This is a genomic window from Streptacidiphilus jeojiense, from assembly GCF_000719095.1.
Lineage (GTDB): Bacteria > Actinomycetota > Actinomycetes > Streptomycetales > Streptomycetaceae > Streptacidiphilus > Streptacidiphilus jeojiensis.
Genome location: NZ_JOEH01000046.1, coordinates 22,758 through 42,688 on the forward strand (window position 1 = coordinate 22,758; position 19,931 = coordinate 42,688).

General features: G+C 68.9%; 19 protein-coding genes. 10 read left to right on the top strand and 9 right to left on the bottom strand.

The features are described from left to right. The first annotated feature begins 23 nt into the window (after positions 1–23). The 3 genes from IF29_RS0138350 to IF29_RS0138360 all read left to right on the top strand — a co-directional run bounded on the left by IF29_RS0138350 (position 24) and on the right by IF29_RS0138360 (position 2,782). Positions 24–1,307 carry an NAD(P)/FAD-dependent oxidoreductase gene (locus IF29_RS0138350; protein ID WP_030266070.1) on the top strand — a complete coding sequence of 428 codons (1,284 nt, stop codon included), beginning with the start codon at positions 24–26 and terminating at the stop codon, positions 1,305–1,307. A gap of 67 nt (positions 1,308–1,374) precedes the next feature. Beyond that, complete coding sequence (locus tag IF29_RS0138355) at positions 1,375–1,944, top strand: hypothetical protein (protein ID WP_051726584.1); 570 nt, start codon at positions 1,375–1,377, stop codon at positions 1,942–1,944. A 211-nt stretch (positions 1,945–2,155) separates the two neighbouring features. Further along, the gene (locus IF29_RS0138360) at positions 2,156–2,782 is read left to right on the top strand and encodes a TetR/AcrR family transcriptional regulator (RefSeq protein ID WP_051726585.1); all 627 of its coding nucleotides are present in this window, start codon (positions 2,156–2,158) and stop codon (positions 2,780–2,782) included. 137 nt (positions 2,783–2,919) lie between these two features. Here IF29_RS0138360 and IF29_RS0138365 read toward each other — a convergent pair whose 3' ends face one another. Together IF29_RS0138365 and IF29_RS0138370 are read right to left on the bottom strand one after the other, a co-directional pair. Beyond that, complete coding sequence (locus tag IF29_RS0138365; RefSeq protein WP_084715484.1) at positions 2,920–3,993, bottom strand: SMP-30/gluconolactonase/LRE family protein; 1,074 nt, start codon at positions 3,991–3,993, stop codon at positions 2,920–2,922. After that, the gene (locus IF29_RS0138370) at positions 3,993–5,228 is read right to left on the bottom strand and encodes a metal-dependent hydrolase family protein (RefSeq protein WP_030266084.1); all 1,236 of its coding nucleotides are present in this window, start codon (positions 5,226–5,228) and stop codon (positions 3,993–3,995) included. The genes IF29_RS0138365 and IF29_RS0138370 overlap by 1 nt, the downstream gene beginning before the upstream one ends. A 94-nt stretch (positions 5,229–5,322) precedes the next feature. Here IF29_RS0138370 and IF29_RS0138375 point away from each other — a divergent pair, with 94 nt between their 5' ends. Both IF29_RS0138375 and IF29_RS0138380 read left to right on the top strand, forming a co-directional pair. After that, on the top strand, positions 5,323–5,625 hold the full coding sequence (locus IF29_RS0138375; protein WP_030266087.1) for an antibiotic biosynthesis monooxygenase family protein: 303 nt from the start codon (positions 5,323–5,325) through the stop codon (positions 5,623–5,625). A gap of 40 nt (positions 5,626–5,665) precedes the next feature. Continuing rightward, positions 5,666–6,502: a MurR/RpiR family transcriptional regulator gene (locus IF29_RS0138380; RefSeq protein WP_030266089.1), complete on the top strand. Its 837-nt coding sequence runs from the start codon at positions 5,666–5,668 to the stop codon at positions 6,500–6,502. Positions 6,503–6,529: 27 nt separating this feature from the next. Here the strand turns inward: IF29_RS0138380 and IF29_RS0138385 are convergent, their stop codons facing one another. Further along, on the bottom strand, positions 6,530–7,378 hold the full coding sequence (locus IF29_RS0138385) for an SDR family oxidoreductase (RefSeq protein WP_037598272.1): 849 nt from the start codon (positions 7,376–7,378) through the stop codon (positions 6,530–6,532). Positions 7,379–7,438: 60 nt separating this feature from the next. Between IF29_RS0138385 and IF29_RS0138390 the strand changes: the two genes are divergently transcribed. Further along, a complete protein-coding gene (locus IF29_RS0138390) occupies positions 7,439–8,665 on the top strand; it encodes an acyl-CoA dehydrogenase family protein (protein WP_030266092.1) in 1,227 nt (408 codons plus the stop codon). An 88-nt stretch (positions 8,666–8,753) separates the two neighbouring features. On the opposite strand, the gene IF29_RS0138395 is transcribed toward IF29_RS0138390, so the two are convergent. Continuing rightward, positions 8,754–9,764 carry an AraC family transcriptional regulator gene (locus IF29_RS0138395; RefSeq protein ID WP_030266095.1) on the bottom strand — a complete coding sequence of 337 codons (1,011 nt, stop codon included), beginning with the start codon at positions 9,762–9,764 and terminating at the stop codon, positions 8,754–8,756. Between the two features lie 219 nt (positions 9,765–9,983). Between IF29_RS0138395 and IF29_RS0138400 the strand changes: the two genes are divergently transcribed. Beyond that, positions 9,984–12,227: an MMPL family transporter gene (locus tag IF29_RS0138400; RefSeq protein WP_030266099.1), complete on the top strand. Its 2,244-nt coding sequence runs from the start codon at positions 9,984–9,986 to the stop codon at positions 12,225–12,227. Positions 12,228–12,338: 111 nt separating this feature from the next. Beyond that, a complete protein-coding gene (locus tag IF29_RS44175; RefSeq protein WP_198037671.1) occupies positions 12,339–13,394 on the top strand; it encodes a DUF4365 domain-containing protein in 1,056 nt (351 codons plus the stop codon). Between the two features lie 54 nt (positions 13,395–13,448). Here the strand turns inward: IF29_RS44175 and IF29_RS0138410 are convergent, their stop codons facing one another. Together IF29_RS0138410 and IF29_RS0138415 are read right to left on the bottom strand one after the other, a co-directional pair. Next, positions 13,449–14,486, bottom strand: coding sequence for a 2-dehydropantoate 2-reductase (locus tag IF29_RS0138410; protein WP_232242811.1), 1,038 nt, complete (start codon positions 14,484–14,486; stop codon positions 13,449–13,451). Positions 14,487–14,509: 23 nt separating this feature from the next. Beyond that, the gene (locus IF29_RS0138415) at positions 14,510–15,319 is read right to left on the bottom strand and encodes a class II aldolase/adducin family protein (RefSeq protein WP_030266108.1); all 810 of its coding nucleotides are present in this window, start codon (positions 15,317–15,319) and stop codon (positions 14,510–14,512) included. Positions 15,320–15,461: 142 nt separating this feature from the next. On the opposite strand from IF29_RS0138415, the gene IF29_RS0138420 reads away from it, so the two are divergent. Further along, positions 15,462–16,061: a TetR/AcrR family transcriptional regulator gene (locus IF29_RS0138420; RefSeq protein ID WP_030266110.1), complete on the top strand. Its 600-nt coding sequence runs from the start codon at positions 15,462–15,464 to the stop codon at positions 16,059–16,061. Positions 16,062–16,491: 430 nt separating this feature from the next. Here IF29_RS0138420 and IF29_RS42845 read toward each other — a convergent pair whose 3' ends face one another. From IF29_RS42845 to IF29_RS0138440, 3 genes are all read right to left on the bottom strand, one after another. Next, entirely contained in the window at positions 16,492–16,959 is a 468-nt protein-coding gene (locus tag IF29_RS42845; RefSeq protein ID WP_198037672.1) for a MarR family winged helix-turn-helix transcriptional regulator, read from the bottom strand. A gap of 680 nt (positions 16,960–17,639) precedes the next feature. Then, a complete protein-coding gene (locus tag IF29_RS0138435) occupies positions 17,640–18,665 on the bottom strand; it encodes an alpha/beta hydrolase (RefSeq protein WP_030266115.1) in 1,026 nt (341 codons plus the stop codon). Between the two features lie 133 nt (positions 18,666–18,798). After that, positions 18,799–19,341 carry a YceI family protein gene (locus IF29_RS0138440; RefSeq protein ID WP_084715485.1) on the bottom strand — a complete coding sequence of 181 codons (543 nt, stop codon included), beginning with the start codon at positions 19,339–19,341 and terminating at the stop codon, positions 18,799–18,801. A 66-nt stretch (positions 19,342–19,407) separates the two neighbouring features. On the opposite strand from IF29_RS0138440, the gene IF29_RS0138445 reads away from it, so the two are divergent. After that, entirely contained in the window at positions 19,408–19,881 is a 474-nt protein-coding gene (locus tag IF29_RS0138445; protein WP_037598278.1) for a MarR family winged helix-turn-helix transcriptional regulator, read from the top strand. The last annotated feature ends 50 nt before the right edge of the window (positions 19,882–19,931 follow it).

Here is a 19,931-nt window from a genome sequence, read left to right on the forward strand (position 1 = left end):
ACCACCATTGGAAGGCCCCAGACATGACAGACAGCGCAGTGATCGTCGGTGCAGGCGTGATCGGCCTGGCCACCGCCTACCGGCTCGCCCGCGACGGCCTGGACGTCACCGTCGTGGACGCCGCCCGCAGCGAAGCGGGCGCCTCCGCCCACAATGCCGGGTGGGTCGTTCCGATCATGTCAGCCCCCGTGCCGGCACCCGGCATGATCGGAACAGCGTTGAAGTGGATGGGCCGCAGGGAGAGTCCGCTGAGCGTCCGGCTCTCCCCGCGCCCCGAGCACGTGCGCTTCATGACCGGCATGCTGCGCTACAGCAACGCCAAGGACTTCCAGCACGGCCTAGAAGCCCTGACGACGCTCAACCAGCGGACCGTCGAGCTGTTCGACGCCTACGAGAAGGACGGCGTGCCGTTCGAGTACCACCGCACCGGCCAGCTCATGGTCTTCCACACCCGCAAGGCCATGCAGGGCTACCAGGCGGCGGCAGAGGAAGTGGGGCGCATCGGCCACACCGCCGTCCAGCTGAGTGGTGACGAGCTCAGGGACCTCGAACCCGCCCTGGGCGCGCACGTGCAGATGGGGCTGCAGTGCCCACAGGAACGGCATGTGGACCCGGTAAGCCTGCTGCAGGGACTGACCGAGCGCTGCACGGAGCTCGGTGTGCGGTTCCTGTTCGACAGCCCGGTCACCGCCATCCGCCACCGCGGCCCGGTGGTGACCTCCGTGGTCGCCGGCGGGAGGGAGCTCGCCGCCGACGTCTTCGTCCTTGCGGCGGGTGTCAGTACCGGTGTGCTAGCACGGCAGGCCGGGTTCCGCCTGCCCATCCAGCCCGGTAAGGGGTACGGCTTCGACGACGCCACCGGTGCCGTGACACTGCGTCACTCGGTCTACCTGGGCGAGGCCAAGGTGGCCGTCACCCCGCTGGCCGACCGGGTGCGGTTCGCCGGGACGATGGAGTTCGGCAGCACCGGTACGGGCGTCGACCGCCACCGCCTGCGGGGCATCGTTCGCTCCGCCCACGAGTACCTGCCGGCCCTGCCGGCCAATGCCCAGCCGCCCGGCTGGGCGGGCCTGCGCCCCATGACGCCGGACGGACTGCCGGTGATCGGCCCGCTGCCCGGCAAGGACAACGTGCTCGTCGCCAGCGGGCACTGCATGCTGGGCGTCACCCTGGCCCCGGTCACTGCGGAGGTCATCTCCGCACAGATCAAGGGCGGTCGGCAGGAATCACCCGTGACCCGCATGGCCCGTCCCTTCGACCCGCGGCGTTTCGCCTCCGGCCGAACCCGGACTGCGGCACACAGCTGAAGAGCGAGCTTGGCGGACACCCGATCACAAGGCCATGGCCGTTCGCTGACACTCAAGGAGCCCGAGGATGCCTGCTGAAAGTCCATCAGTTTCACGCTGGGACCGCTGGGAGCGCCATCTGCCGCGCTTCCTGCAGCCGCCGGCCATCCTCGCCACTGCACTGGAGCACAACGAGTACCTGGTGCGCCCGAGGCTGGCCCTGCTCTATGTCTGCTCGGCCGTGGTCCTGGTCCCGTGGACAGTGGTGCTCTTCCTCACCCTCCCCGGGCAGGAGCGTGCCGCGCACTGGTCCGTTGCCTGGGGCGGCTTCGACGCCCTGCTGATCATCGTCTTCGCCGGTTGTGCGGTTCGTATCCTGCGGTTGTCGTCGCGCACAGCGGCCGTGACGGCAGCCGCGGGTGCGTTGCTGGTCACCGACGCCTGGTTCGACGTGATGCTGGCGTCCACGACGTACGACATGGTCGAGGCGCTGGTGATGGCGGTCCTGGTGGAACTGCCGATCGCAGCACTGTGCTTCCGTACCTCGTTCCGGGTCTCCTCACTGCTCGAACAAGCACGCCCGTACCTGCGGGAGCTCGGCTTCACCGTCCGCGACGGACGGCTGGTGCCACCAGTCGACTGGCCGCAACAGAAGTGAACGCAGGGCACATGCGCGCGTGTGCTGGAGCCTTCGGCCTGATCTGCTAGAACTGCGCCGCCTGACGACGGCTGCCCCATCCCGGCCAGCCCTCAGCGAACCGTGGCCTCGGAACAGACTGAGCATCAGCCCGATGAGACCGCCGTCGCGACTGTTCGGCAACCGGGCCGGTTCCCGTGATGCCGAGCCGAGTGAATTTGGAGATTCTGTCGTGACAAGGGCGGGCGATTCCTACCACCACGGCGACCTGAGGGCCGCTTGTCTGCGTGCGGCGCGTGAGTTGTTGGAGGAGGGGGACGCCAGGCTGTCGCTACGCGCCGTCGCCCGGCGGGCGGGAGTGTCCGCGACCGCTCCCTACCGGCACTTCCCCGACCGGGAAGCACTCGTGTCCGCGGTCGCCGCGCAGGGGTATCGCGAGCTTGCAGAATGCCTCGCGGCGGCGCATCCCGAGCCCCGGACATCGGATGAACTCGCGGACATCGCCGTAGCCTATGTGCAGTTCGCCCTCGCGCACCCGGCTCTGTTCCGGGCCATGTTCTCGGAGCCCTGCGCCCCGGGCAACGCCGAACGGGCCGCGGCGAGCGCCGCCGTCTCCGCGTACGTCCAAGCCCTGGTACAACGCGCCTTCCACGGCAGCGACAATGACTCAACCCCACAAGGGGATCTCGAAGCCTTGGCCATCGCCGTCTGGGCTCTGGCGCACGGCCTCGCAGTCCTCCACGCCGACGCCAAATTCGACACCTCGACCTCGCAGGCTGTTACCGACCGGGTCCGTGCCGCCGTCCATGCACATCTCGGCGTGACCGCACGCCGGCGCCGCACCATTCACCAGAAGTAATTCGCCGCCGCCCGCGACGGCTGCCTGGCAGAGCCGCCGGCCTCACTCGGGTCACGCCGGTTCTCAACCGGGTGGCCGTCCACGCCGAGCAGGTCGGCGTGGACGCCGTGGTCCAGCGAGGTAGGGTCGGTGACCGGCTAGCTGAGGCCGTGCGGTGCGGGCGGCATGAGCACAACGATGTCGTCTTCGGCGATGCTGCCGGCCACGACTGTGCCCTCATGCTCGGCGACGCTGGTGGCGAAGCCGTAGGAGCCGTCGTCAGTACGCAGGTCGTGGACCGTGTGACCGGAGAGGTCGAAGGCCATGACCCAGGCGACGGGCGCGGGCTTGGGGCGCAGGGCTTGCGGCAGGTTCCACAGCAGGACGCGGAGCAATCCGGGGAGCGGGAGCAGGCGGTCGAACAGTGCGTTGCGGGGCGCGGCGATCGCGACCCACACCAGCCCGTCGTTGCCGAGGCTGATGTTGTCGGGTGCTCCGGCGAGGTTCTCGACGAACGGTTCCAGGGTGCCCGCCTTCGGGCCGGTGAGCCAGTGGCGGCTCACCCGGTACCCGGAGGTCTCCGCCACGAGCAGGTGCGAGGCGTCGGGGGCCAGGGCGAGACCGTTGGCGAACTTGAGGTCATCGTGCAGGACCGTCACCGTGCCGTCGAGGTCGTGCTGGATGAGCATGCCGGTGCAGGAGTGCTCGAAGACGTCGCCGAGGTAGTTCTCCACAGTCCAACGGCGTGAGGAGACGGTGAACCAGATGGTGCCGTCCGGTCCTTCGGCCACGTTGCTGGCGAAGGTGAGCCGCCGTCCCGCAGCGGTGTCGACGAGTACCTTGACCGACCCGTCCGCGTCCAAGTGCAGCAGCCCCCGGTCGTGGTCGCAGACCAGGACGCTGCCGTCGCGGGACGGCGCGAGCCCCAATGGCCGACCCCCGGTGTTGCCCAGGACCGTGCGGGCGCCGGTACCGGGGTCCAAGCGGACGATACTGCCGTCGCTGAGACCTGTGAGCACGCGGCCCTCGCGGTCGAAGGCCACGTCCTCAGGACCGTGGTCACCGGTCGCCAGGCGGCGGGCAACGGTGAAGCGGCTGGTGAGGGCAGTCCGCCCGCGGTCCGCAGGCGCTGTGGGCGGGGTCCAACGGCGGGGTGAGATCAGGCGACGCGTCGCGGCCGCAGCGGCAGCGGGCTGACCGGTCACGCTCGCTGCTGCTGCTCGACTGTGCATCAGATGACCTTACCCGCCTGGATGATGTGCATCAGGGCGGTCTCGGGACGGGTCAGGACGCCGATGTCCTCAAGAGGGTTGCCGTCCACCACGAGGAGGTCGGCGTGGGCGCCGACGGCCAGGGTGCCGATCTCGCCCTCCATCCGCAGCAGCCGGGCCGCCGTGGTGGTCGCCGAGCGCAGGATGTCGGCGGGGGGCTGGACCTGCGCCCGGATGGTGAACTCCTCCAGCTGGGCGACGTGCAGCGGGCCGAGCAGGTCGGTGCCGTAGACGATGTTGACGCCTGCCTTGTGGGCGTGCTCCAGCGCCACCAGGCCAGCTTCGCGGATCTCGGCGTTCTTCTTGTACGTCCGCTCGGACATGCCCACGCGCCGGCCGAACTGGGCCATCTGATCGTAGGTGACCAGCGTCGGGACCAGGAAGGCGTCGTGTTCCAGCAGCAGGCTGATGGTCTCCTCGTCGAGCAGGTTGCCGTGCTCGACGGAGCGCACACCCGCGCGCAGGGCCTGGTTGACCGCGCGGGGGTGGTAGGCGTGCACGGTCACGTAGCGATTGTGGTTCTCGGCCTCGGTGACGGCGGCGCGGATCTCCTCCTCGGTGTACTGGACGGCGGCGATGTCGTCGTGCGGCGAGGCGACCCCGCCGGAGACCATCACCTTCAGGTGCTGGGCGCCCTTGCGGAACTCGTCGCGGGCCGCGGTGCGCACCGCGTCCACGCCGTCCGCGACGCGCAGACCGGAAAAGCGGTGCTGGCAACAGGGCACGGAGTCGTCCTCCCGTGCGCGGTGGTCGCCGTGGCCGCCGGTCTGGGTCAGGGCCCTGCCACCGAAAATCAGACGGGGGCCGGTTGCCAGGCCCTCCTCGATCGCGCGGGCCACGCCGTGGTCGGCCCCGGCGACGTCGCGCACGGTGGTGAAGCCGCGCCGGAGCATGCGCTCGGCCTCCCTCAGGCCGCGCACCGTGGCGTATCCCAGGGTCCAGTTGGCCGCTTCGTTGACGTCGAACGTGGTCGCCATGACGTGCACATGGGCGTCGATGAGCCCGGGCAGCACGGTCGCGCCGGCGGCGTCGAGCACGCGTGCGTCCTCGGGTGCGGCGGGAGGGCGTCCGGTGCCGTGGGCCGCGATGCGGCCGTCGGCGGCCTCCAGCCAGGAGGCGTCGGTCAGCTCCCCGGTCTCCGGGTGGAGCAGTCGGGCGTTGGTGATCAACAGACGTGCGGGGTTCGGGGAGGTCATCGTCTGGTTCCTTCCGATGGTTCCAGGATCCAACTTGCGGAGAAGGCGAGCGCAACAGTAGATGCATGGATTGTTGCCATGCAATGATTGATCCATGGAATTTACTTCGCTGTCCCTTCGTACGGCGCCCGGCCGCCGTGACGAACTGGTCGACTACTACGGCTCGGTCGGCATCCTCGAGGCCTCGGGCGCACTCGCGGCGCAGGTCCTCATCCCCGCGGACGAACCGGACACCGTCGTGGTCACGGCCCTGTGGGCGGACGCGGGTGCCTACACGGCCTGGCAGAATTCCCCCAGGCGCCAGGAGTACGCGCTGGCAATGGAGCAGTTCTTCGACTCCGCCGACGGCATCAGCACCCGCAGCTTCCGCGTCGCCCAGCACCACGCGGCGCAGTGAGGCCGCGACCCGGACCCTGAGAACCGAGCAAAGGACGTCAGTGACCATCGAGTCATGGCTGGCCGAGCGCACCGCCCCCGGGACGCTCGGGCCCCAGGCCGAACGCGTGGCCCACATCCTGGCCAGGCAGCCCCAGTTCGCCAGCTATGCCTCGGCGCGCGGGATCGCCGAACGCGCCGCGGTCAACGTCTCCACCGTGGTCCGCACCGCCCAGCAACTGGGCTTCGAGGGCTGGCCCCAACTGCGCGAGGACCTCCGGGCCCTCTACCTCGCCTCGGTCTCCTCCGGCGACACCACGCTGGACTCGGCGGCCACCGAGCCCGCCGCACAGATGCTGCGCCAGGACGCCAACAACATCGCCGCCCTGGCCACCCCCGACAACCTCGCCGCCATCCGCGCCACCGCCCGGGCCATCAAGGCCGCGCGCCGCACCCTGGTCATCAGCTCCGGCAGCGGAGCCGGACCCGCCCACATCCTCAGTTACCTGGGCAGCATCGCCGGCCACGACATCCAGCTCGCCCTCGACTCGGCCACCAGTCAGGCCGTTCAGGTCGCCCGCCTGGGAGCAGGCGACTGCCTGGTCACCATCAACAACTGGCGCCTGACCCGAACCCTGCGTGGCCTGACCCGACTGGCGCGCGAGCGCGGCGCCACCGTCAGTGTTCTGACCGACCTGCGCTCCTCCCCGCTCGCGGATGACGCCGACCATCTGATCATCACCCCGATCGAGGCCACCCACCCCGGCCCGTCCCTTACGGGCGTGGTCGCCGCCGTCCAGGCCGTCCTCAGCGAACTCGCCGACGACGACGCCGCCCGCGCCTCCGGCCGAGTCCAACAACTCTGGCAAGAGCTGGACCTGATGGACGATCAACCCTGAATCCGCGCAGCAGAACGGGCAGCGGACCTACAGCGCGGTTGCTGCCGGGGGGTCTACGAAGATGTCCAGCGCCAGCTTCACGCCTGCGGGCGAGCCCGCCGGCAGATAGCCGGACAGGTCGTACACCCCCTCCTGGGCCAGGACGCTGTCGTCGATGAAGAGGTTGCCCGTCCAATCGCGCGAGGGGCGTGTAAGGATCGCGTGCGCCGCGTCGGCCACGATCTGCGGGCTGCGGGCGCGGTCGGCGCCGCCGAGAAGATTGCGTACGGCGGCGGTGTCGATCAGGGTGCGCGGCCACAGGGAGTTCGCAGCGATGCCGTCCTTGGCGAACTCCTCGGCGAGCCCGAGGGTGCACAGGCTCATGCCGTACTTGGACAAGGTGTAGCCGAGATGGCTGCCGACCCAGTGCGGCTCGAAGTTCAACGGCGGCGACAGCGTCAGGATGTGCGGGTTCGACGAGGCGCGCAGGTGGGGGATCGCTGCCTTGCTGAGCAGGAAGGTGCCTCGCGTGTTGATGTCCTGCATCAGGTCGTAGCGCTTCATGTCCAGTGCCTCGGTGCCTGACACGTCGATGGCGCTGGCGTTGTTGACCACGATGTCAATGCCGCCGAAGGTGTCTACCGCCTGGCGCACGGCCGAGGCGACATCTGCCTCGTTGCGTACGTCGCCGACGACCGCCAGAGCCCTTCCGCCCGCCGTCTCGATCTCCTCGGCGGCGGTGAAGACCGTTCCCTCGAGCCGGGGGTGCGGCGTCGCGGTCTTGGCGAGCAGCATCACGTTCGCGCCGTCACGTGCCGCGCGCAGCGCGATCGCCAGGCCGATGCCACGGCTTCCACCGGACATCACGATCGTCCTGTCAGCCAGTGTCCTTGTCATCTCTTGCTCACAATCATGTGCGTCGCAAATCGTATGTAGAGCTAATGATATGTTGCACGCATGAACTCCTTCCCGCAACGTCAGGCCGACCGGCTCTACCACGAACTCCTTGCGCCCCAGGAGGTCCAGGACGTCCGTGCCCGTGTACGGGTGCTGGCTGAGAAGGCGGTCGCCCCGCATGCCGCGGCCATCGCCAACGGTGACGAGCGCACCGAGGGCTTCCCGCGGCAGGTCTTTGACGAGCTGGCCGCCGCGGGCCTGTACGGCATTCCCTTCCCGGCCGAGGTCGGCGGGGAAGGGCTGCAGCACCCCATCGCCGCCAGCGCGGTCGCCATCGAGGAACTGGCCTACTACTCCAGCAGCGTGGCCGCCGTGTTCGACGTGCACTGCCTGCTGGCCGGCAACGCCCTGAGCAACGGAACCGACGTGCAGCGGCAGCGCTGGCAACGCAGGATCGTCGACGGCTCGATGGTCGGCGCCTTCGCCACGACCGAGCCCGACGCCTCCAGCGACCTGTCCCCCCGAGCAGTGCGGACCTCCGCCTTCCGCACCGGAACCGGGTGGGTACTCAACGGCCACAAGCGGTGGATCTCCAACTCGCCCGTCGCCGGGGCGATCGTCACCCTGGCGCGCACCGGCGAGCGGCTGAGCATGTTCATCGTCGACACCACGCTGCCCGGGGTCCGGGTGGGCCTTCCCGACCGCAAGATGGGCAACCGCGGCCAGTTGACCGCCGACGTCCACTTCACCGACGTCCGGCTCGCCGACGACGACCTCCTCGGCGGCGTCGAAGGACAAGGCCTCAGGCACGCGCTGCGCACCCTGGCCCACGGTCGCATCGGCATTGCAGCCGCCGGAGTGGGCATGGCGCAGGCGGCTTTCGACTACACCGTGGCACACCTGACAGCCCGCCACGCCTTCGGCAAGCCGGTCGCGGCCAACCAGCACTGGCAGTTCCTGCTCGCCGAGCGGGCTCTGGAACTGGAGACCGCCCGGACCCTCTACACGAAGGCGGCGCTGCGCTTGGACGCCGGCAGCCCCTCCCCGGAGCCCGAGGCAGCCATGGCCAAGATCCACGCCACGCGCCTGTCGGTCGACATGGCCCGCGACGCCGTCCAGGCATTCGGGGGCCTGGGGTTCGCCCGGGAACTGGGTGCGGACGACCGCCCCTGCCCCATCGAGGCGCTCTACCGGGACACCAAGATCGGGGAGATCTACGAGGGCACCAACGAGATCCAGAAGTGGGTCATCGCCCGCGAGATCTTCGGCCGCGACATCACCGGCTGACCCCCTTCGCGAGCAGACCGTCGGTGCGGACCGGCGGGCGCGCCGGGCCGTGCAGGTGTCCACGCCGCGCGCCCGTGGGGACCTGCGGTCACCCGTCGTTCGTGCGGCGGCGCACTGCGCTGGGGGTGGTCCTCCACCATCGCTGGGCGTAGCGGCTGAGTGTGGCGCTGCTGTGCAGGCCGATGGATGCGGCGACCTGGGCCATGGTCAGGTCTGACTGCGACAGGAGCGTCTGCGCCCGATCGCGGCGGGCTGTGTCCAGGACGTCGCTGAAGGTCGTTCCCTCGTCGGCCAGTTGCCGTTGCAGGGTGCGCGGCGACATCGCCAGCAGGCCTGCGACACCGGCCATCGTGGTCGGGCCGGTGCCCAGGGAATGGCGCACGATGACGCTCACGCGTCCGGTGATCGGATGGCCGACGGTCGAGACCTGGCTGTCGAGGTAGAACAGTGCCAGGTCCCGGCTCAGCTGGTCGCTCTCGCCGAAGGTACGGTGCGGGAGGTCGGCTGGAACCCGCAGGACCGCGCCGGGCCGGTCGAAGTTCACCTGCGCGCCGAACAGTTCCTCGTACCGTGCCCGCGAGGCCAGCGGCGGATGCGGCAGCTCCACGGTGCGCAGGCCGTAGCCGCCGTGGAACAGGTACGTCATCGCCCGGTGCACGAACAGCAGTCCCCGGTCGATGCTCTGCGGCGCCGCCTGGAGGAACTCCGGGTACCCGAAGCGCAGGCCGATGGTGATGTTCGACTTGAGCGGGTCGGGGACCTGGGTCAGGGTGAAGCCGGCAGCACCCTTGATCCAGTACTTCGCGGTGTATCCCAGGGCGTCCGCAGCCGTCGGCGCGTTCCTCAGAGCGACGGCCAGCGGGCCGAGGTGTCCCAGGTCCTGGCGCAGCGCGACCCTCATTCCGAAGTCCGGGCAGTGCAGTTCCCGGGCGGCCGCCTCCAGCATCGCCGCGACCGCGGTGTCGCGCACCGGCACCTCGTCGCCGTCCAGCGCTGCGGCAGGGATACCGGCGCGGCACACCATCGCCTCGGCGTCGCCACCCAGTTGCTCGATCGTCGAGCGGACTTCACCCAGCGTCGCCGAACTCACCCATCCCATTCGGCCAGCTTTGCCGCAGTGGCGCGATAAGTCAAAATTGTGGCGCAATAGGTCAAGGCTGTGCAGGTGAGGCCGCCTAGGGTGAGGCAGTGGGCCTTCCGTACACGGCCCACTCACTACCCGTTGGAGCGTGACCGGCACGGGCCGCTTCGGCGTGCGCCGACGGCGTACCGCCGCCTCGTCGGCAGCCGTCCGCTCCGCTGACCTGAGGAGCCCTCAGTGGCCTCACTGCTCGCGCGGATCGCCCGGTTCGCCTTCCGTCGACGGCGACTTGTGGTCGCCCTGTGGCTGCTCGCGGCCACCGTCGCGATCGCCTGCATGGCTGTGTTCGGTGGCGCAAGCAAGATCAACCAGACGTTCACCGTTCCCGGTTCGCAGTCGCAGCAGGCGCTGGACCGGATGAAGCAGGCGTTCCCGGCTTCCTCGGGCACCAACGCGCAGATCGTCTTCACCCTCCCCGCGGGGCAGAGCGTCACCACCGCTGCCGCCGAGCGGTCGATCACCTCGGTGCTGGCCGCCGCGGCCAAGGCGCCCGAGGTGGCCCAGGTCCTCTCGCCCTCCCAGACCGGTGCGGTCTCGCCCCAGCGCACCGCGGCCATCGCCGAGGTCGAGTACCAGGTCAGCGGAGCAAGCCTGTCCACCTCGACGCTCGACGCGCTCAAGAGCGCGGTACAGAGCGCCCCGCACGGCAACCTGCAGGTCCAGGTCGGCGGGCCGGCCTTCAACAACGGCGCGGCCAACCCGGGAGCGGAGGACCTGGTCGGCGTGCTCGTCGCCGTCATCGTCCTCGCGATCACCTTCGGATCCCTCGTGGCCGCCGGATTGCCGCTGCTGTCGGCGCTGTTCGGGGTCGTGGTCGCCGTCGCCGCGGTGCTGTCACTGACCGGCGCGGTGGACATCTCCAGCACCGCGCTGACGCTGTCGCTGATGATCGGTCTGGCCGTCGGCATCGACTACGCCCTGTTCATCGTGACCCGGCACCGCTCCCAGTTGGCGCGCGGCATGGCCGCGCAGGAGGCGGCGGCCACGGCCGCGGGCACCGCCGGCAGCGCGGTGCTCTTCGCCGGACTCACCGTCGTCATCGCGATGGCGGGCCTGTCCGTGGTGGGCATCCCGTTCCTGACCGTGATGGGCCTGTGCGCGGCCGGTGCCGTATTCATCGCCGTGGCGGTGGCGCTGACCCTGCTGCCTGCCTTCCTCGGCTTCGCCGGCACGCGGCTGACACCCAAGCCCGGATCGCGCACGGCCCGTCGGGAAGCCGCTATCACCGACACGGCTGCCGCCTCCGGCCCGGTCAACGGCGCAGAGCGTTGGACCCGCATCGCCATCCGCCGCCCGCTGGCCACCGTGCTGATCGTGGTCGCAGCGCTCGCGGGGCTCGCCTGGCCGGCGCACTCCATGAGCCTTGGCCTGCCGGACAACGCCACCGCCCCCTCAGGCAGTTCGCAACGCGCGGCCTACCAGGAGGTCACCGCGGACTTCGGCCCCGGCTTCAACGGTCCGCTGCTCGTCCTCGCCGACACCTCCCACAGTTCCGCCCCGGCGGCTGCGGCCCAGCAGATCGCCGGTTCACTCAGGGCCCTGCCGGACGTGGCGGCGGTCACCGCTCCCCGGCTGAGCGCGGACGGGAAGGCTGCGCTGATCCAGCTCGTCCCGAAGAGCGCGCCGAGCGACCAGGCCACCAAGGACCTGGTCACCGGCATCCGCGACCAGGCCGGGGCGCTGGAGCACGGCACCGGCGCGACCATAGCGGTGACCGGCACCACAGCCGTGGGCATCGACGTCTCCAGCAAGCTGGGATCGGCCATCGTGCCCTTCGCGATCGTCGTGGTCGGGCTCTCGCTCGTCCTGCTCCTGCTGGTCTTCCGGTCCCTGGTGGTGCCGGTCAAGGCAGCCCTGGGGTTCCTGCTGTCGGTCGGCGCGTCCTTCGGCGTCGTGGTCGCGCTCTTCCAGCAGGGCCACCTCGCCAAGCTGATCGGCGTGGATGCCACCGGGCCGGTCACCAGCTTCCTGCCGATCATCCTGATGGCAGTGCTGTTCGGCCTGGCTATGGACTACGAGGTGTTCCTCGTCTCCCGGATGCGCGAGGACTACGTGCACCACGGCTCGCCGATCGGGGCCGTGCACGCGGGAGCGCGCACGGCGGGCAGGGTCGTGACAGCCGCAGCCCTGATCATGTTCTCGGTGTTCGCGTCCTTCGTCACCAGCGACAACATGATCCTCAAGCAGCTCGCCTGCGCCCTGGCCGTGGGTGTGCTCATCGACGCCTTCGCTGTACGGATGACGCTCGTGCCGGCCGTGTTGGCACTCACCGGCCGCGCCGCCTGGTGGCTGCCCCGCTGGATGGACCGCGCGCTGCCGAACCTGGACATCGAAGGCACGAGCCTGGAACAGGACCGTGCCACGCAATCGGCGGACCCGCACGGCACGCACCAGGAGCCGGCCGGCGCCTCCACACGCTGAAGCGAGCCCGGCCCCGGACGAACACCGGGGCCGGGCATGCCGGAAGAGGCCGCCGCTGTTGTCAGTGCCCGGCTCTACCCTGGCCTCAGGCCGGACACGGTGGGGGTGGGCATGGCCAAGGTTCTCCCGACGAAGAAGACCGAGCGGGCGGGCGTCAACCAGTTCCGATCACTCCTGGAATCTGCTGGGCACATCGTCCAGGAGATCGACGGCGGGAACGACTACGGCGAGGACTGCTACCTGAGCTTCACCGAGTACGGACAGCGCACCGGCGACATCGCGGCGGTGCAGATCAAGAGCGGAGTGACCTACCGCAGGGACACGGGCTACGCCATACCGTGCCGGGACCACGTGAACGACTGGTCGCAGAGCCGGATCCCCGTGATCGGCGTCGTGTGGGACCCCGAGATCCGCAAGCTGTACTGGGTCAACCTGACCCGGTACCTCCGCCAGGAACTGGCGCAGGGCAAACACCCGCGCAGCGTGCCGATCGACGAGCACGCGATCCTGGACCAGAACACGATCAAGGCCGTCACGCAGGAGATGCGCCGCTATATCGCGCGCGATGACCACTCGCACCGGCAGGGGCCGAGCCCTGCCCTCGGCTTGGCGGCGGCGGTCAGGCGCTACCGCAACCGCAACTCCAACGAGATCGAGAGCCCAGCCCAGGGTGGCAAGGCGATGCCGCACGCAGCGGCGCAGGTCGAGTTCATCGATCGCCACCCACACCTGATCGACAACACCATGAAGTGGCTCGTGCGCACGGTCACCGCCGCCGTGCTGGCCATGATGATTCCCGGGCTCTACACGGTCGTTGCCGGCCAGTACCCGCACCTGTGGCCGTTGTGGTTCCCGGCCTACTTCGGCATGGTGGGCTACATGCTGCGCGTGGGCGAGCAGGTCGGCGAAGCCCGCCACATCAAGTGGGTGCGGTACGCCGCATACGTCCTGATCCTCTCCGGGTGGTACGTCGCGCTAGGAACCGAACTGCACGGCTGGTCTCCGAATCGCACATTCTGCTGGGTCTTCGTGGTGGAGGTGCCGGTTCTCGCCCAGTTCGCCCTATTGAAGATCATGTTCTGCCTGTACGGCCGGGAGAGGGCACGCCGCAGACGGCTCGCGGCAGCGTACGGTGATGCGACCCGGGAGGTAGGGGCTGAGGGCTGAGGACCGGCGTACGGCTCGTCGCTGTGTGCCGATGCTGATACCTGCCGCCATGGTTCACCCGCCGTTGGGGCGGGTGATCTCTGCGAGCAGGGCCGGGCCGGTCCACTGGCGGGCCTTGCCGGGGGGCTGTGTCTCCGCGTCCTGGACCAGGCTGATGAGCCGGCGGCTGGCCGGGGCGGGCAGGCCGTGCTGCTCGGCGAGGGAGAGGACTTCGCCCTGGAGGGAGTCGATCTCGGTGGGGCGCCCGCGCTGCAGGTCCTCCCACATCGAGGAGCGGGCCTGGCCGTCGATCCGCAGGGTGTTGCCAGCCACGCGCTGGAACAGGGAGTCGGGCAGCCGCAGGACGCGCGGCATCCAGGCGGCGGGGACCGGGCCGAGCTGGGCCGGCTCGATACCCGCACCCCGGAACGCCGCGAGTGCCTCCTGCTGACACAGCGCCAGGCAACTGCGGTAGGCACGCTGTCCGAGCTGCTCGCGCAACGGCAGCCCGGACAGGGCGTTGACCGCGTTGTTGAGGTTCATCAGCAGCTTGGCCGCCTGCACGGCCGGCATGTCCCGGCGCAGCTCCAGCTTCAGACCGGCGGCCCGCGCGGCCTGGGCCAGGGTGTCGGCGCGGGGAGCGTCCTGGAGCATCAGCTGCCCGCCGCTGCCCTGGTGGAAGGAGGCCGTCCCGGTGCGCACCACGTTGTAGGGGACCATACCGGCGAGGACCACCTGGTTCGGCAGCGCGGCGCGCAGGACCCGCGGGTTGTGCAGGCCGTTCTGGAAGCTGACCACCACTGTCTCCGGAGCCAGGTGCGCGGCCAGCGCGAGGGCGGCGTCCGCCGTGTCACCGGACTTGACGCACACCAGCACGTAGTCCGCGGCGGCCGCGGCTGCCGCGTCGGTGGCCAGCCCCACCCCTGCGGCCTGGTGGCGCGCGGTGCCGGGCCCGGTCAGGGTCAGCCCGGCCTGCTCGATGGCGGCCATCGCGGCGGGGCGGCCGATCAAGGTGACGTCGGCGACCTGGGACAGCATGCCGCCCAGGTGGCAGCCGATGCTGCCGGCGCCGAGCACGGCGATGCGAAGGCGGGGGGTGGGGGTGCTGGACACGGTGGCTCCTGCGGGTGGTCCGGTCAGTGGAACAGGTCGGGGTCGGAGGCGGTGATCTGGTCCCACAGCGGGCGGGCCTGGAACCAGCCCGCGAGGTGGCTGCCGACCTGCTCACGGGTGATCAGCGCGGTCTCCCGGTCGATGAGTTCGGGCGTGCCCGCGGCCATCGCGAGCAGTTGGGCCTGGCAGGAGCGTTCCATGGTGATGAACCACCACACGGCCTCGGCCACAGACTCGCCGACGGTCAGCAGTCCGTGGTTCTTCAGGATGGCAGCCTTGGCGCCGCCGAGCGCGTCGGCGATCCGCTTGCCCTCCTCGATCTCGTTGGCCACGCCGCGGTAGTCGCTGTACAGGGCGTGGTCCTCGAAGAAGGCGCAGGCGTCCTGGGTGATCGGGTCCAGCAGGATGCCCAGGCTGGAGAACGCCTTGCCGTGCAGCGAGTGCGCGTGGGCTGCGGCAATGGCGTCCGGGCGTGCGGCGTGCACCTGCGAGTGGATGACGTAGGCGGCCTTGTTCACCGGGCGGTTGCCGTACAGCAGGGTGCCCTCGTGGTCCACCAGGATCAGGTCGGAAGCCTTGATCTGGCTGAAGCTCATGCCGAACGGGTTGACCCACAGCCACTCGGGGCGCTCCGGGTCGCGGACGGTGATGTGCCCGGCCACCCCCTCGGAGAAGCCGAGCTTCCCGAACAGGCGGAAGCCGGCGGCCAGTTGCTCCTTGCGGTACTGCCGTTCGGCCTCGACCGAGTCGAAGGTCGGCGGCATCGGCACGATCAGGTCCGTCGGGGCGGGCCCGAGGGCGGCGGCGAGGGCGGGCGGCAGTGCGGTGGTCATGGCGTGCTCCAGGGTGGTGGTGGCATGCGGACAGTCAAAAGATACAGAGACGCATCCGATACGTCTATGCATCTGATACGGGTAGGTATGCAGAGCGGTAGGGTGGGGTTCCGGTCGCACCACACACAGGAGAGACATCCCGATGCCCAAGGGAGTGACCAAGAGGCGCCCGCGTACCCGCGCCGCCCTGCTGCAGGCGGCGCTGGAGTGCTTCGCCGAGCAGGGCTTCCGCGCCGCCTCGATCGAGCAGATCTGCGAGAGCGCCGGCTACACCCGCGGAGCGTTCTACTCGAACTTCAACAGCAAGGAAGAGCTCTTCCTCGCCCTGTTCGACGCGCACAGCGAACAACTCCTCGACCGGATGACCACACTGATCGACTCGACCGAACTCACCCTGCAGGGCCTGGTCGACGCCCTGGCCGACATCGAACCCGCCGAACGCGACTGGTACCTGGTCACCACCGAGTTCACCCTGCACGCCATCCGCGACCCGCAGGCCGCCGCAGCCCTGGCCCAACACGACGCACAACTGCGCGCTGCCCTCGCCCGCGGCCTGACCCACTGCCTGACCCGAGCAGGCCGCACCCTGACCGTGGACGCGGACGAACTCGCCCGGCTGCTCATCGCCGTCCGCGAGGGCGGACTGGCCCAGAGCTACGTGGAACCGGAGCAGCTGCCCCCCGGCCAGCTCGAACGCCGTTTCCTCCCAGGCGTGTTGACCGCATTCACCACCGAGGGGTAACCGGGAGGAACCACGCCGCCAGCCTGGTTCCTTCGGTGAGGGCAGCGTCAGTGGTCCCGCTGGGAGTGGTGACCTGGTTGCGCAGGTCGGACGGTGATGCGCCTGTGGAACGTAGGAGGGTCGCCCGCCAGGCGCATTTCTTTGACTCGCTGGTCGTTGGACCGGTTGGGTGACCGGGCCCGGGTGCGGCATGGTGGTCACGGTGAGGGTGTCACTGCGCTCTGTAGTCCTCCAGGCCGAAGCCGCCCTGCCAAAAGGCTGCCTAGGAAACGCTCAGCGTCCTACGGCCCAGACGCATCCGCGGGCGCGTCCGAGCGACTGGACCTGGGCATCTTCATCGACACCGCGTGAGCCCCGGGCGGTGAGCTTGTCCGAGGCCGTATGCCGGCGCATGGCAGCGAAGCTGGCCACGGCCCCCAAAGTAGGTGTGTTACGCCTGTTTCTTGGATGCCGTTGGCTCCCGCACGGCGTCGTAGAGCGCCGGCAGGCCCGGCTCGGACGCCAGCTTGCCCAGGACGCGGTGCAGGGTTTCGCGGTCAGCTGCAGCCAGGTCCGCGAACATTGTCGCGTCCAGACCCTCCAGACCGGTGTTGGCCCGGGCAAGCAGGTCGGACCCGGCCGCAGTGATCTCGACGACGTACCTGCGCCGGTCCTGCCGGTCCCGCGCACGCGCCAGGTACCCGGTGTTCTCCAGGAAGTCCAGACTGCTCGCCATCGTGGCGGGGTCGATGCGCAAGTACGCGCCGAGACCCAGCTGTGGCTGGGGGCCGTTGTCCGCGAGCGCCTGCAGAATGCTGTAGTGACGAACCCTGAGCCCCAGGGCGTCCAGTCGGTCCTCGCTCAACCGGAAGGCCACCTGGCCCAGCTTGAGCAGCAGGCAGACCGTGTGGTCCGCCACCGACCCGGGCACCAAGGAAACCTCGGGCACCGTTCACCCACTTCACCGTTTGAGGTACGTACGATTTCGCTTGCCATCGTATGCGAGGTGGAGTCCGACGACGGCACGCTCGGGTCGACGATCCACATGTTCGACAGGACCGGCAGGGTCATGGGCACCTGCCCGATCCCCTGGCGGTCAAAGCTGCCTGACGAGGTTGGGATTAGACGCGGGCAGGCCCAGGGAAAGCCTCAAGTCTCTGTCCATTTGACAAGGAAAAATGTCATCTTGACAGCTAGGGGTGGCTGAGGAAGAGTGGCGCTCGATACCGATGCAACAGGTGTGTTCATGCGCCCGCCGTACTGACCAGGGGACGGTCTTCGCCCGTGGGAGGTTGGCCAAGTGGGAGAGCACCCTCGCGGGCTTGAGGCCGGGCGAGTCGGAGTGACGCCAAAGGCTTTGAGGGCCTGGTCGGGGTGGCTCCGACGTACCTGACCAGGCGGCCACCAGTACATGTTCAGAGGCAGTAGTCCGGCTTGTCTGTCGCCTAGTGCCGGCGTTCGGCCAGGCGGCCGAAGAAGTCGTGGAGCATCGCCGGGGCAGTCCACTTACGCGGTGACCGTCTCGCAGAGACTGCTACTGCTCCCGTGGTTGCGGTCGACTGGGTTCGCCCTCCCTCTCGCGCGCTCCGACAGGAATCGTCACAGTGAGATGGCTGCGCGAAGGGCTCCGACGGCCTCAAGCACCGCGTCGTGGGCTGCGGGGAGTAGTTGCGTCATATTGGCGAAGCCGTGGGTGAGTCTCTCGTGTCGATGCTGTACTACCGGGACGCCAGCCGCTGAGGCCCTGAGGGCGAACAACTCGCCTTCGTCGCGCACCACATCGAACCCGGCGGTGGCGAGATACAACGGCGGCAGGTCCGAGAGGTTCGGAGCGTGGATCGGAGCGACCCGCCAGTCGGCGTACTGGGATGTGTCGCGAATGTACATGGAGTCGAACAGTGCGATGTCCTTCTCCGTGAGCATGAGCCCTTTGCCGAAAAGGGTTCGCGAGGGCAACGGCGGCGCGGTAGTGGCCTCCACAACGGGATAGAACGCCAGGACGAACATCGGGCCCTTGACTTGCAGCGCGGTCACGATGGCGAGATTGCCGCCCGCGCTGTCGCCGCCCAGTGCAATCCTGTTCGGATCGATCCCCAGTGCATCGGCTTGCGCCATAACGTATTCGACGGCTGCCGCACTGTCCTCGACGGCAGCGGGAAACGAATGCTCAGGTGCGAGCCGGTAGTCCACCGAGAGCACAGCGAGACCGCCGTGCACTGCGAGCAGCCGGCACAGGTGGTCGTGGCTGTCTAGGTCGCCGAGGACGAATCCGCCACCGTGGAAATACACCAGCAACGGCGAGCCGGTCGCTAGCCCGGCGGGCCGGTAGAGCCGGGCACGGATGCTGCCTTCGCAGATGTCCACGTTCTGTGTCTGCACGGATCGGATCTTCGGCGCGTTGATGGCGGCCGTGAAGAGCGCGTACTGCCGGCGAACGACGGCGAGATCGGGCTTGCGGCCGGCCGAGCCAGCCCCGAGCCGACGTCGGAGCGTCATCAACAGCTGGGTGTCGAGATCCAGTTCCTGCCCGTCGAGATGAACTGGCCGGCCCGCGATCCACCGGCGCAGCAGTGCCGGCAGGGCGAACAAGCTGCGCAACGCGATTCGCGTGATCGTCAACAGCATCGGTGACCTCCTGGATTGTCTGCACGTAGATGCTGGGTGCTCGGCGGCCGCCGTCATGTCGCCGCAGGGACCGTCGATCCCGGGAGCGCCGGTTGTGCGCTTTTTCGCTGACGGAACGAGCGCCTGGCTGGGATCACTGGTGGGCGTGGACGGTGGCGGTCAGTTGCAGGTAGCGGCCCGCCATGCCCTTCATTGCGGTGATGCCGTGGGCATGGCGGTCGACGGTTGCTGTGGCAACGACTCGGAGAGTGCCGCCTTCGACGGCGGATTCGATCACGGTGAACTCGACCGGAGCATCCTCACCGTGTGCCGTGAGCGTTCCGCGAAGCGTCCAGCGACCGTCGATGTTCACTGCTCCGGCCGACGCGAAGTTGATCTCCGGGTACGAAGCGGAGTCGAGGAAGGCCCCTGACAGCACCTTCTCGTCTCGGCCCCGGTGTCCGCTTGAGAAGCTGGCGGCATCGGCCACCACTACTGCACCGCTGGCGATGGTTGGCGTGGCGACCGTGATCCGTCCGGAGCGCAGGGTGAACGTGCCGGTCACCGTGCCGAGCCCGAACATGTGCTTGGTCGTGAAATCGATGGTTGACCTGCTGGGATCGATCACGTAGGCGCCCGCAGGGGGGACGGTCACTGGCACCGGCGTGCCCGTTTTCGTCATCGGTTGAATTTTCATGTATTCGAGGCTAGCATCAATGCATGAAAATTCAAGACATGAAAATTCAAGTGGTAGGCTTCACGCATGTCGACGGTCGAACAACACAGTCAGGAACCGCAGTGGTTGACTGCTCCGCAGCTGCGTGCGTGGCGTGAGTTGACGTTCTTGATGGGGCAGCTGCCGACGGTGTTGGACGCTCAGCTCAAGCGCGATGCCGGCCTGAGTTACCTGGAGTACTACGTGATGGCGGGCCTGACGGAGCAGCCGAATCATGAGATGCGACTGTCCGACTTGGCCAGCCGCTCCAGCGCGGAGCTTTCCCGTCTGTCGCATCTGATCAGCAGACTCGAACGGCGCGGCTTCGTGCGGCGCATGACGGACGGCGATGACCGCCGGTTCACCAGAGCCGTCATGACCGAAGCCGGACTCGCACACATGGCGGAGGCGGCGCCCGCGCATGTCGAAGAGGTCCGCGGGCTCGTCTTCGACGTCCTTGACGACTCAGAGGTCGAAGTCCTGCGCAGTTGCGTAGAAAAGATCAACAAGCAACTGCACTGACGCGGGCGGATCAGCTACTGGCCAGGCAAGGTCTCCACGGCATTGGGGCC

What these genes read in the sequence shown, in the direction of transcription:
- IF29_RS0138350 (WP_030266070.1), top strand. Translation starts at nt 24, where the DNA reads ATGACAGACAGCGCAGTGATCGTCGGTGCAGGCGTGATCGGCCTGGCC.
- IF29_RS0138355 (WP_051726584.1), top strand. Translation starts at nt 1,375, where the DNA reads ATGCCTGCTGAAAGTCCATCAGTTTCACGCTGGGACCGCTGGGAGCGC.
- IF29_RS0138365 (WP_084715484.1), bottom strand. Translation starts at nt 3,993, where the DNA reads ATGCACAGTCGAGCAGCAGCAGCGAGCGTGACCGGTCAGCCCGCTGCC.
- IF29_RS0138370 (WP_030266084.1), bottom strand. Translation starts at nt 5,228, where the DNA reads ATGACCTCCCCGAACCCCGCACGTCTGTTGATCACCAACGCCCGACTG.
- IF29_RS0138375 (WP_030266087.1), top strand. Translation starts at nt 5,323, where the DNA reads ATGGAATTTACTTCGCTGTCCCTTCGTACGGCGCCCGGCCGCCGTGAC.
- IF29_RS0138385 (WP_037598272.1), bottom strand. Translation starts at nt 7,378, where the DNA reads ATGACAAGGACACTGGCTGACAGGACGATCGTGATGTCCGGTGGAAGC.
- IF29_RS0138390 (WP_030266092.1), top strand. Translation starts at nt 7,439, where the DNA reads ATGAACTCCTTCCCGCAACGTCAGGCCGACCGGCTCTACCACGAACTC.
- IF29_RS0138395 (WP_030266095.1), bottom strand. Translation starts at nt 9,764, where the DNA reads ATGGGATGGGTGAGTTCGGCGACGCTGGGTGAAGTCCGCTCGACGATC.
- IF29_RS44175 (WP_198037671.1), top strand. Translation starts at nt 12,339, where the DNA reads ATGGCCAAGGTTCTCCCGACGAAGAAGACCGAGCGGGCGGGCGTCAAC.
- IF29_RS0138415 (WP_030266108.1), bottom strand. Translation starts at nt 15,319, where the DNA reads ATGACCACCGCACTGCCGCCCGCCCTCGCCGCCGCCCTCGGGCCCGCC.
- IF29_RS0138420 (WP_030266110.1), top strand. Translation starts at nt 15,462, where the DNA reads ATGCCCAAGGGAGTGACCAAGAGGCGCCCGCGTACCCGCGCCGCCCTG.
- IF29_RS0138435 (WP_030266115.1), bottom strand. Translation starts at nt 18,665, where the DNA reads ATGCTGTTGACGATCACGCGAATCGCGTTGCGCAGCTTGTTCGCCCTG.
- IF29_RS0138440 (WP_084715485.1), bottom strand. Translation starts at nt 19,341, where the DNA reads ATGAAAATTCAACCGATGACGAAAACGGGCACGCCGGTGCCAGTGACC.
- IF29_RS0138445 (WP_037598278.1), top strand. Translation starts at nt 19,408, where the DNA reads ATGTCGACGGTCGAACAACACAGTCAGGAACCGCAGTGGTTGACTGCT.